The sequence below is a fragment of the Brevundimonas sp. genome (assembly GCF_030656255.1).
In the GTDB taxonomy this organism is placed as follows: Bacteria; Pseudomonadota; Alphaproteobacteria; order Caulobacterales; family Caulobacteraceae; genus Brevundimonas.
On record NZ_JAUSOE010000002.1, the window covers coordinates 1 to 10,208 of the forward strand.

The 10,208-nt window shown below is 67.6% G+C and carries 11 protein-coding genes; 2 read left to right on the forward strand and 9 right to left on the reverse strand.

Annotated elements, in window-relative coordinates:
- Positions 1-134: 134 nt before the first annotated feature.
- Positions 135-1,391 carry an ectonucleotide pyrophosphatase/phosphodiesterase gene (locus tag Q7J26_RS00020; protein ID WP_304934489.1) on the reverse strand — a complete coding sequence of 419 codons (1,257 nt, stop codon included), beginning with the start codon at positions 1,389-1,391 and terminating at the stop codon, positions 135-137.
- A 99-nt stretch (positions 1,392-1,490) separates the two neighbouring features.
- On the opposite strand from Q7J26_RS00020, the gene Q7J26_RS00025 reads away from it, so the two are divergent.
- Together Q7J26_RS00025 and Q7J26_RS00030 are read left to right on the forward strand one after the other, a co-directional pair.
- Positions 1,491-2,417: an ABC transporter ATP-binding protein gene (locus tag Q7J26_RS00025; protein WP_304934490.1), complete on the forward strand. Its 927-nt coding sequence runs from the start codon at positions 1,491-1,493 to the stop codon at positions 2,415-2,417.
- A complete protein-coding gene (locus Q7J26_RS00030) occupies positions 2,407-3,264 on the forward strand; it encodes an ABC transporter permease subunit (RefSeq protein WP_304934491.1) in 858 nt (285 codons plus the stop codon). Before Q7J26_RS00025 ends, Q7J26_RS00030 begins: the two co-directional genes overlap by 11 nt.
- Here the strand turns inward: Q7J26_RS00030 and Q7J26_RS00035 are convergent.
- The 8 genes from Q7J26_RS00035 to Q7J26_RS00070 all read right to left on the reverse strand — a co-directional run.
- Positions 3,224-4,153 (reverse strand): LysR substrate-binding domain-containing protein, encoded by a 930-nt coding sequence (locus Q7J26_RS00035; protein ID WP_304934492.1) that lies wholly within the window; start codon positions 4,151-4,153, stop codon positions 3,224-3,226. The genes Q7J26_RS00030 and Q7J26_RS00035 overlap by 41 nt on opposite strands.
- A gap of 189 nt (positions 4,154-4,342) precedes the next feature.
- Entirely contained in the window at positions 4,343-4,801 is a 459-nt protein-coding gene (locus Q7J26_RS00040) for a GNAT family N-acetyltransferase (RefSeq protein WP_304934493.1), read from the reverse strand.
- A gap of 94 nt (positions 4,802-4,895) precedes the next feature.
- A complete protein-coding gene (gene rplQ / locus Q7J26_RS00045) occupies positions 4,896-5,315 on the reverse strand; it encodes a 50S ribosomal protein L17 (protein ID WP_201100503.1) in 420 nt (139 codons plus the stop codon).
- A 104-nt stretch (positions 5,316-5,419) separates the two neighbouring features.
- Positions 5,420-6,439: a DNA-directed RNA polymerase subunit alpha gene (locus Q7J26_RS00050; RefSeq protein ID WP_304934494.1), complete on the reverse strand. Its 1,020-nt coding sequence runs from the start codon at positions 6,437-6,439 to the stop codon at positions 5,420-5,422.
- A gap of 91 nt (positions 6,440-6,530) precedes the next feature.
- Positions 6,531-6,920, reverse strand: a complete 390-nt coding sequence (gene rpsK, locus Q7J26_RS00055) for a 30S ribosomal protein S11 (protein WP_008264180.1) — start codon at positions 6,918-6,920, stop codon at positions 6,531-6,533.
- 9 nt (positions 6,921-6,929) lie between these two features.
- A complete protein-coding gene (gene rpsM, locus Q7J26_RS00060; RefSeq protein WP_026108555.1) occupies positions 6,930-7,298 on the reverse strand; it encodes a 30S ribosomal protein S13 in 369 nt (122 codons plus the stop codon).
- A gap of 100 nt (positions 7,299-7,398) precedes the next feature.
- Complete coding sequence (locus Q7J26_RS00065) at positions 7,399-9,888, reverse strand: zinc-dependent metalloprotease (RefSeq protein WP_304934495.1); 2,490 nt, start codon at positions 9,886-9,888, stop codon at positions 7,399-7,401.
- Between the two features lie 62 nt (positions 9,889-9,950).
- On the reverse strand, positions 9,951-10,208 hold a 258-nt coding region (locus Q7J26_RS00070), incomplete at its 5' end, for an energy transducer TonB (RefSeq protein ID WP_304934496.1).

The following is a 10,208-nucleotide window of genomic DNA, read 5'->3' on the forward strand; positions in this document are numbered from 1 at the left end:
CGACTCCGGCAGTGATGATGACCCTTGCTGGCTTCTGGAAGAACACTTCCCTCTCCGACCCTGGTCCGCTGCGCGGGCGCCGGGGATGGTCTCTCCTGCAAGCGGGAGAGGGTCTGGGGCGCGGAGCCGGCGTTCTACTGCGTGGTGATCGGCAGAGTGTCCTCGGCCCGACCGTCGCCCTGAGGGACGGCGACGCCCAGCATCCGGGCCAGGAAAGGCTGGACATCGACGCTGTCGAGGTCGGTCAGGCGGCGGCCCGGGATGACGCCGGGGCCGTGGGCGATGAACAGGGCCTGCATCTCGGGCGCCTGATTGTCATAACCGTGGGCGCCGCCGGGCCGTGTGACAGGCCGGTTGCGTGTGGCCGTCAGCCAGCCGGTCTCGACCAGGCAGACGATCTGGGCCACGCGCGGATTGGAGCCATAGACCAGGCGGGCGGGGACGTCGGCCTTGTTCCAGCATTCCATGTGCGGATGACGCCCGACCAGCTTCTGCTGCACCTCGGCCGCGCGACCCGGCGCAGGGTCGGCGGTCAGGACCGCCCCGCCGTAACCGATCTGAAGCAAGGCCGGGTCGATGATGTCGTCGATCCACACCACCCGGTCGGGCGAGGTGGCGGCCATGCCGTGGTCGGACACAAGGACCAGCAGGGCGCGGTCATACAGGTTCCGCGCCTTCAGCCCCTCGACCAGCCGGCCGATGGAGGCGTCCACCGAGGCGACGGCGGCGCGGGTCTCGACCGCATCCGGCCCATGGTGGTGACCGGCGGTGTCGACGATGTCGAAATAGAGGGTCTCGAACTTCGGCCGTTCGTCAGCCGGCAGGTCCAGCCAGGACAGGACCCGGTCCACGCGGGCGTCGCCCGACATCGACTGGTCAAAGGGCGCCCAGCGGCTGGGCCGTACGCCGTCGATCTCGACCTCGGACCCCGGCCAGAACATGGTCCCGGTGCGGACGCCCGCCTTCTCGGCCGTGACCCAGATCGGTTCGGCCTGGTCCCAGAAGCCGCTCTCCTTGCTGGCCATGGTGAATACGCCCAGGTCGGCGTCGGTGAAACGGTTGGCGACGACGCCGTGGTGGTCCGGATGCAGGCCCGTGACCAGCGTGTAGTGGTTGGGGAAGGTCACGCTGGGAAAGGACGGACGCATCGGCCCGAAGGCGCCCCCGGCGACAAGCCCGTCCAGGACCGGGGTCGCGCCCTGGCCCAGACAGTCGGGACGGAAACCGTCGATGGAAATCAGAATCACCAGATCGGGAAGGTCAGTCCGAGTCGCAAGGGTCGAAACGACCGGGGATTGCGCGACCGGTGCGGTCGAGGCCGGGGCGGCGGCGCAGGACGCAACCGCCAGTGCGGCGGCGAGCGCCAGGGCGGACGTAATGAAGCGAGACATGGGCGAACTCGGAAGCGACACGGAACCATTGCCTAAACTTAATGGGCGACAGCCGCGCGACGGCTTGTGGGAACCGCGTTCGCACGCCAAGCTCGCCTTATGGAAACCGTCATCGAAATCCGCGGCCTGACCAAGACCTATGGGACGGTGAAGGCCCTGGACGGCCTGACCCTGTCGATCCCGCGCGGCGGGGTCTATGGCATCCTCGGCCCCAACGGCGCCGGCAAGTCGACCCTGTTCCGCACCCTGCTGGGCCTGATCCGCCCGACCGAGGGCGAGGCCACGGTCATGGGCGGACGGATCGGCGATCCTGCGGCGACGCGCCGCATGGGGTCGATGATCGAGACCCCGCGCTTTCCTCCCTTCATGACGGCGCGCCAGGTGCTGGAATGGCTGGCCCTCGCGCATGGCGGCGTGACATCGGCCGAGATCGACAACTGGCTGCAACGCGTAGGCCTGACCGAGGCGGCCAACCGGCGCGTAAAAGGCTTTTCGGTCGGGATGCTGCAACGCTTGGGCGTCGCCGCCGCTCTGATGACCAAGCCGGATCTCGTCATCCTGGATGAACCCACCAGCGGCATGGATCCGCCCGGCATCCAGGAGATGCGGGCCCTGATCCGCAGCCTGGCCGACAACGACGGCGTCACCGTCATCTTGGCCAGCCACCAGTTGCAGGAAGTTCAGCGCGTCTGCGACCGGGTCGCCATCTTCAACAAGGGCAAGGTGATCACCGAGGGCCGGGTCTCGGACCTGACCGCCTCGGGCGAGCGCCTGCGCCTGTCCGTCACGCCCCTGGCCAAGGCCATGGGCGTGCTGGGCGAGCGAGCGACCCTGGACGGCGACGCCCTGATCGCCGCCGTGCCCCGCGCCGAGGCGGCGGCCACGATCCGCGCCCTGGTCGAGGCCGGGGTCGAGATCGAGGAGGCCCGCTGGATCGGCGCCGACCTGGAGGACGTCTTCATGAGCGAGACCGGCTGGACCGGGGTGCAGGGCACGCCTGTGAAGGGGACCGATCATGCTGGTTGATGCGCTGAAATCCGAGGCCTATCGCGTCTCGCGCAATCGCACTGCGGTCTTCTGCAGCGTCCTGCTGACGCCCTTGCTGTTCGTCTTCGGCGGCCTGGCCTATCTGATCATGGCCAAGACCAAGGGCGACGCCCTAGCGGCCAAGGCCAATCTGCCGGCCGAGTTGGGCAACCAGCCGGTCAATCTGGCCGAAGCCTTCGGCTTTGCGGCCGGCAACGGCGCCAACGGCGTGCTGCTGGTCTTCATGCTTCTGGCGGCGGCCAGCGTCTACGCCGGCGACTACCGCTGGGAGACCTGGCGTCTGATCAGCGCCCGCAACGGCCGGCCCTGGCTCCTGCTGGGCAAGATCGGGGTGATGAAGGCCTTGGCCATGATCGCCATGCTGGCCATGCTGATCGCCGCCTTCATCTTCTTCATCTCCCAGGCCGTGGTCGCCGGGCGGCCGATGAACTTCGACCTGTCCGACTTCGATCTGGGCCAGTTCCTTCTGACCTGGCTGCTGTCCTATATCCGCATCGTCCAGTACGGCCTCATCGCCCTTCTGGCCGCGGTGGTCAGCCGTTCGCTGCTGGCGGCCCTGTTCGTGCCCTGGGCCCTGGGCTTCGCCCAGTCCATCCTGGGCGGGCCGCTGATGCCGCTGATCGGCTGGACCCCCGCCGACTGGGCGGCGCAGCTGCTGATGCCCGGCCTGGCCTATGACACCCTGAAGGCTGCGGTCTCGCCCACCCCGATGCCTCTGCCCGAAGGCGTGGTCATGAAGGCGATCGTCAGCCTGGTCCTGTGGTGCGTCGTGCCGGTCGCGGCCTCTATCGCCTGGTTCCAGCGCCAGGATCTGTCGAAGGAATAGGCGGCGGAGGGCTGAGCGCGCCCTCCGTCGTCAGCCAGTCGCGGAAGGCGTCCACGGCCGCGTCCCGGCGCCCCTCGGGACGCAGGAAGGCGAACCAGGACGGACGTTCGACGAAGCCGAAGGGCGCCGACAGCCGACCCGCGACGACGTCCGGCGCCACGAAGGCCCAGGGCGCGATGGCCACGCCCATGCCGGACACGGCGGCCTCGACCATCGAATGATTATGGGCGAATTCGCGCTCCACTGCGGCCGCAGGCAGGTCCAGCCCCACCAGCTCGGCCCAGGCCGGCCAGGCCCGACGGAAGGTGGCCGAGCGCAGGCGCGGGGCGCCGGCCACGGCCGCAAGCGTCGGCAGGCGCGCCATCACCTCCGGCGCCCCGACCGGCCCCTGATACTGCAGCATGAAATGCGTGACCTCCGCGCGCGGATGCGCCTGATCCGGCTCGACGATGCGGATGGCGCCGTCGAACCGGTCGCGACGATAATCGACCGGCTGGTAGGATTCGGAGATTCGGACCCGCACCTCGGGATGGGCCTCCAGAAACCCCGGCAGGCGCGGGATCAGCCATTTCAGCGCGAAGGTGCCCAGGCAGGATATCTCGATCTCGCGCGCCGCGCCGTGACGGGTCGTCTGAACCGCGTCGGCTATGGCGCCGAAGGCCGGGGTCAGCCGCTCGGCCAGTTGCGCGCCCGCCTCGGTCAGGACCAAGGCGTGACGCGGGCCGGACACCAGCACGACGCCCAGCGAGGTCTGCAGAGCCGCGATCTGGCGGCTGACCGCGCCATGGGTGACGCAAAGCTCTGCGGCGGCGCGGGTCATGCTGCCGTGCCGGGCGAAGGCCTCGAAGGTGCGCAGGGCGTTCAAAGGGGGCGGCGCGGCGGGCTTCATGTGACTTCCCCTCACAGACCCCTGCCCGCTTAATCGATTTCGGGCTCCAAGGAAATCGGCTCCAACCCGGCCCATGCCTCAGTTGGACCCGCCGCCGCGCCCGCCCAAACGCACCCGCCTGGACAAGATGGTCTACGGCCTGTGCGTTCTGCTCATATGGATCCTGGCCCTGGGCGAGGCCTTCACCGGCTAGAGCCGCTTCTCCATGAAGACATCGGCGCGGGCGTAGGGGGTCGGGCGGGGCGGCAGGTGGACGAAGCCGAAGCTCTCGTACAGGGCGATGGCCGGCGTCAGGGCGCTGTTGGTCTCCAGGTACAGATGCGTCGCCTGCGCCTGGCGCGCCGCCGCCTCGCAGGCCTCCAGCAGACGCCGCGCCAGGCCCAGGCCGCGCGCAGCGGGCGTCACCGTCATCTTCGACACCTCGAAGCCGTCGGGAATCCGGATCAGGGCGCAGCAGCCGACCGCCTCCCCGTCCCGTTCGGCGATGAAGATTCGGCCGCCTCCGGCGATGAAGACCCCGTGCGGATCGTCGATAGACCGCCGATCCTTGGCCTCGATGACAAACCCGCCCTCGGCCAGCCAGGCTTCATTCAGCCGGGCCCAGGCGGCGGCGTGGTCGGGGCGGTATTCGACGATGGCGATGGACATCCGCGCCTCTTGCCCCATGTCCGGTCAAAGCAAAAGGGCGGCCGGATCGCTCCGGCCGCCCTTTCGAACATCAGTCTCGTTAGAGACGAAAGGCTTAAGCCTCGTCGTCACCTTCGAAGACCAGGACCGGACCGGAGTCCTTGCCCTTGGCTTCGACGTCGCGATCGACGAACTCGATCACGGCCATCGGGGCGTTGTCGCCGTGACGGAAGCCGGCCTTCATGATGCGGATATAGCCGCCGTTGCGTTCGGCGTAGCGCGGGCCGAGCGTTTCGAACAGCTTGCCGACCTGCGGCACGTCACGGACCTGGCTGATGGCCTGACGACGCGCGTGCAGATCGCCCTTCTTGGCCAGGGTGACCAGCTTCTCGACGAAGGGACGCAGTTCCTTGGCCTTGGGCAGGGTCGTGGTGATTTGCTCGTGCTTGATCAGCGAGGCGGCCATGTTCGCGAACATGGCGGTGCGGTGGCTGGTCGTGCGACCGAGTTTACGATGGGCGGCGCCGTGGCGCATCTGGGTCTCTCCTACTCCGGAACCGGTATCCCAACAGGGACCTGGAACCGTAATCTTCTAACCGCCCCGGCATTCTCCCGAGGGAGACGGGCGGAGGGTTGAACTTAGATCTGGTCGTCGAACTTCTTGGCCAGATCTTCGATGTTTTCGGGCGGCCAGTTCGGCACGTCCATGCCGAGCGAAAGGCCCATCGTCGCGAGAACTTCCTTGATCTCGTTCAGCGACTTGCGGCCGAAGTTCGGGGTGCGAAGCATTTCGCCCTCGGTCTTCTGGATCAGGTCGCCGATGTAGACGATGTTGTCGTTCTTCAGGCAGTTGGCCGAACGGACCGACAGCTCCAGCTCGTCCACCTTCTTCAGCAGGGCCGGGTTGAAGGGCAGGTCGGGCTTGCCGTCCGACTGCTCGACAGCCTTCTTGGGCTCTTCGAAGGTGATGAAGATCTGCAGCTGGTCTTGCAGGATGCGCGCGGCATAGGCCACGGCGTCAACCGGCGAGACGGCGCCATTGGTTTCAACTTCCAGCAGCAGCTTGTCGTAATCCAGCGACTGGCCCTGACGGGTCGGCTCGACGCGATAGGCGACGCGCTTGACCGGCGAATACAGGGCGTCGACGGAGATCAGGCCGATCGGCGCATCTTCCGGACGGTTCAGCTCGGCGGCGACGTAGCCCTTGCCGTTCTGGACGGTCAGTTCCATGCGGACCGACGCGCCGTCGTCCAGGGTGCAGATGACGTGATCGGGGTTCAGAACCTCGATGTCCGCCGGCACGTCGATCTGGCCGGCCGTCACGGCGCCGGGGCCCGTGGCGCGCAGGGTCATGCGCTTGGGGCCTTCGGCGTGCATGCGCAGCGCCAGTTGCTTGATGTTCAGGACGATGTCGACCACGTCTTCCCGCACGCCTTCCAGCGACGAGAATTCATGAACGACGCCGTCGATCTGGATGGCTGTGACAGCCGCGCCTTGCAGCGAGGACAGCAGAACGCGACGGAGCGCGTTGCCGAGCGTCACGCCGAAGCCACGTTCGAGAGGTTCGGCCACCAGGCGCGCCTTGCGCTGGGCGTCGGAACCGATCTCGATCTGCGGCTTCTCGGGACGGATCAGCTCTTGCCAGTTTCTTTCGATCATTTTGTCCCTCGAACGGGTTTCGTCGGCTCCGGCCTTGTCGACGAGGCCATGGTGGAGCCGACGGAGATGGGGGTGCTTTAGGCGGTGTCGCTTAGACGCGACGACGCTTGGGCGGACGGCAACCGTTGTGCGGCATCGGGGTGACGTCGCGGATGGTGGTGATCGTCAGACCGACCGACTGCAGCGCGCGCAGGGCCGATTCACGGCCGGAACCCGGACCCGAGACGTTCACTTCCAGCGTCTTCACGCCGTGTTCCTGCGCCTTCTTGCCGGCGTCTTCAGCGGCCATCTGGGCCGCATACGGGGTCGACTTACGCGAGCCCTTGAAGCCCATGTGACCGGCCGACGACCAGGAAATCGCGTTTCCTTGCGCGTCGGTGATGGTCACCATGGTGTTGTTGAAGCTGGCGTTCACGTGGGCGACGCCCGAGGTGATGTTCTTGCGCTCGCGCTTCTTTACGCGACCCGGTTCCTTGGCCATGTGTCTGTCTTACTTCTTCTTGCCGGCGATCGGCTTGGCGGGGCCCTTGCGGGTGCGGGCGTTGGTGTGCGTGCGCTGACCACGGACCGGCAGGCCCTTGCGGTGACGCAGGCCGCGGTAGCAGGCCAGGTCCATCAGACGCTTGATGTTCATCGACGTCTCGCGACGCAGATCGCCCTCGACCGTATGGTCCTTGTCGATCGTTTCGCGGATCGACAGGACTTCGGCGTCCGTCAGCTGGTTCACCCGGCGAGCCGGCTCGATGCCGACCTTTTCGGTGATGTCCTTGGCGGCGGCGGGGCCGATGCCATGGATGTACTGAAGCGCGATTTCAACGCGCTTGTTGGTCGGGATGTTGACGCCAGCAATACGGGCCACGAAATTCTCCAGATACGCGTTAGTCAGACGCAACAAACGCTCCGGTTAACAAACCAGGAGCGTGGCGCCCTTCGCGGGAAGGCGCCCTTATACAGATGATTCACATCGCGTCAACGCCTGAGCGCAATGACGGCGACTGGGGCCCGCACAACCAGCAATCCACGTCGCCGATCGGGCTGCCCGGGGGGACGGCGACGGGGTGACGTTGATCGCTCAACACTTGATCCAATCGATCGCGATCGGTCAATAGGCCGCTCAGCCAGCGGTCGTGCGCGCGCTGTACCGGATCGGCGGCGCGCGAGCCCCGCAGGCGGGCGCCGATCGTCTCCAGTTCGGCGTCGATCAGGGCGGCGGCGGTGCCGGACAGATCCTTGCCGTGCGCCAGGCCGGCCAGGGTCAGGACATATCGGGCCTGAACCCGACGCGCCGGTTCGGCCAAGCGTCCTGCTGCGGGCTTGAAGACGGCGGTCGTGGTCCGATCCAGAACGGCGGGCAAACCCAGGGCCTGGGGATCGCGGGCGGTCGCTTCGACTAGCCGGTTGACACGTTCCGGCGCGAACAGGCCCGACAGGGTGACCTCGGCCGCCACATCGGCCGCAGCCCCGGCGTCGAATCCGCGCCCGGTCTCGCCCGGGAAGACTTCGATCTGGTGCTGAATGTCGCTGTCGCCCGACTGCTGCTGCGCCAGCAGGTCCAGCAGCGGCACGGGCAGGACCAGCTCGGCCGGATCCAGGGTGGCGATCAGGGCGTCCAGCGCCGCCGACTGGGTCGCGGCCGGAACTGGCGTCGCCATCTCGCGCCCGTCACCGACGATGGGGAAGCCGTAGTCGGTCCCCCCAACCAGCTTCAGCACCGCGTCCACCTGGTAGCGGTGATACAGATAGATCGGGACCAGCCGGCGTCGCAGATCATTGACCGGGGATCCGGCCGGCAGATTGCGCAGGCCGAACCGGTCCAGGGCGATACGCCGCACCTGCATCAGATGGCTTAGTTCTGCGACCGGGTCCGCGCCATTGTCCCACAGACTGCCCCAGGGCTGGCCCATCGACGGCACGCGAGCATCAGCGTCAGAGACGAAGCGCAGCCGCGCGGCCCCTGCCCTCGCCTTGGCGTCCAGGGTCGCGGCGTCGGCGGGCGCGTACAGCCAGTCGATGGCGAAATCATCCCACGCCCCCATGCCGACGCCGTAAGCCTGGGTGAAGTCCAACGCCTGATCCTCCCCGATTCCGATCACCGGCACCGGATAGTCCATCACGGAGGCCCGCTCCTGGGTCGAGGCCGCGAAATTGTGCATCAGGCCGATGGCGTGGCCGACCTCGTGCGCCGACAGCTGACGGATTCGGGCCAGGGCGACGCGCTGGGGATCGTCCTGGGCGCCCGTGCCGGTGCGGTCTGCGCCGACCAGGCCTTCGAAGATCAGCATGTCCTGACGGACGCGCAACGAACCCAGCAGAACCGAACCCTTGACGATCTCGCCGGTGCGCGGATCGACCACGCTCTGGCCATAGGACCAGCTGCGTGTCGCGCGGTTGACCCAGTTGATGACATTGTAGCGGGCGTCAATCGGATCCACGCCCTCAGGCAGGACCTCGACGCGGAAGGCGTCGATAAAGCCCGCCTTGTCGAAGGCGTCTGCCCACCACAGGGCGCCCTCGACCAGGGCCGAACGGATCGGCTCCGGCGCGGCGCGGTCGACATAGAATACGATCGGCTTGACCACGCTCGAGCGCGCGGCGCTGGGATCGGTCTTCTCCAGTCGGAAGCGGCTGGCCAGACGCGAAACGATGGGCGCAGCCAGCGGCGCCGAGAAGTCGGCCACCACCTGATTCATCGCCCCGGTGCGTGGATCAAACGGCCGCGCCTGATAGCCGTCGTCCGGCAGTTTCACGAAGCTGTGGTGGACGTTGAAGGTGACCAGACGGGATTCGGGGGCGATGCGCGACACCTCGCGTCCCGCGTCGTCCGAAGAGAAGGTCAGGCGCGCCTCCAGCTCGAGGTTCTCGGGAAAGGCCCTGGCGGCCGAAGCGTCGACCAGGCTCAGATCCGCGACCGGCTTGAACGTTCCCTGCCCCGCCTGTTTCAGGGCGGCGGCGATGCCGGTCGCGTCCCAGGTCAGGAACTTGCCGATGTCGACCACCACACCGCCGTCCGACGTGCGGCTGTCGATGGCGCCGGACCAGACGGTCGAGCTCAAGAAGGCGTCACGAGCGGCCGCCTGTTCATCGACCGAGCCGTTGGGCGCGCGATAGGCGGGGTTCTCGTATTCGGCGACGACGCGGTCGCCGATCTTGCGGAAAACCAGGATATGGGTCGGCCCAATCTGAGCGCGGTCCAGGCCGGTGACCGCCGACCCGACGCCGGTCCGCAGGGTGGTGAAATGGATGACCCGCGCCATGACGCCATCGGCGTCCGGGGCCGGCAGTTCCAGCTTCACAGTCCCGCTGTCCTGATCGACCCGCAGAGGGAACAGACCGTCGATAGTCTGGACGGACGAGGCGGTCGGCGGAGAGGCTGGAGCCAAGGCCAGGGCGGGCGCCGCGCCACAGGCCAGAACCAGGGCGAGCGCCGTCGCCGTCGTCATTCGCATCATCGAACATCCCCCGTGAGCCGCCCATAGAGGGGCGCGCTGAAAGCCCTGTCAACGAAGGTCGTTCAACGCCGAGGCGGAATGCCGAAGTCGATGCCGACCGTCACCGGCTGCCCCTCGACGGGGCGCCCGTTCTCGGTCGCGGGCTGGAATCGGAAATAGTTCGACACCGCCAGCCCGCCCGCGCCGAAGCCGAAACCGGCGGGGCTTTCGCTGACCACGCGACAGGCCTCCAGCCGGCTGTCCAGGCGAATGCGGCAAGACAGCTCGACCCGGCCATAGCGGCTGCGGGCCTGGCGCGGGTGATTGGCGCGGATCTGGGC

What these genes read in the sequence shown, in the direction of transcription:
- rpsK (WP_008264180.1), bottom strand. Translation starts at nt 6,920, where the DNA reads ATGGCCAAGGAACCGGGTCGCGTAAAGAAGCGCGAGCGCAAGAACATC.
- Q7J26_RS00035 (WP_304934492.1), bottom strand. Translation starts at nt 4,153, where the DNA reads ATGAAGCCCGCCGCGCCGCCCCCTTTGAACGCCCTGCGCACCTTCGAG.
- rplQ (WP_201100503.1), bottom strand. Translation starts at nt 5,315, where the DNA reads ATGCGCCACGGCGCCGCCCATCGTAAACTCGGTCGCACGACCAGCCAC.
- Q7J26_RS00050 (WP_304934494.1), bottom strand. Translation starts at nt 6,439, where the DNA reads ATGATCGAAAGAAACTGGCAAGAGCTGATCCGTCCCGAGAAGCCGCAG.
- Q7J26_RS00040 (WP_304934493.1), bottom strand. Translation starts at nt 4,801, where the DNA reads ATGTCCATCGCCATCGTCGAATACCGCCCCGACCACGCCGCCGCCTGG.
- Q7J26_RS00020 (WP_304934489.1), bottom strand. Translation starts at nt 1,391, where the DNA reads ATGTCTCGCTTCATTACGTCCGCCCTGGCGCTCGCCGCCGCACTGGCG.
- Q7J26_RS00065 (WP_304934495.1), bottom strand. Translation starts at nt 9,888, where the DNA reads ATGATGCGAATGACGACGGCGACGGCGCTCGCCCTGGTTCTGGCCTGT.
- Q7J26_RS00025 (WP_304934490.1), top strand. Translation starts at nt 1,491, where the DNA reads ATGGAAACCGTCATCGAAATCCGCGGCCTGACCAAGACCTATGGGACG.
- Q7J26_RS00030 (WP_304934491.1), top strand. Translation starts at nt 2,407, where the DNA reads ATGCTGGTTGATGCGCTGAAATCCGAGGCCTATCGCGTCTCGCGCAAT.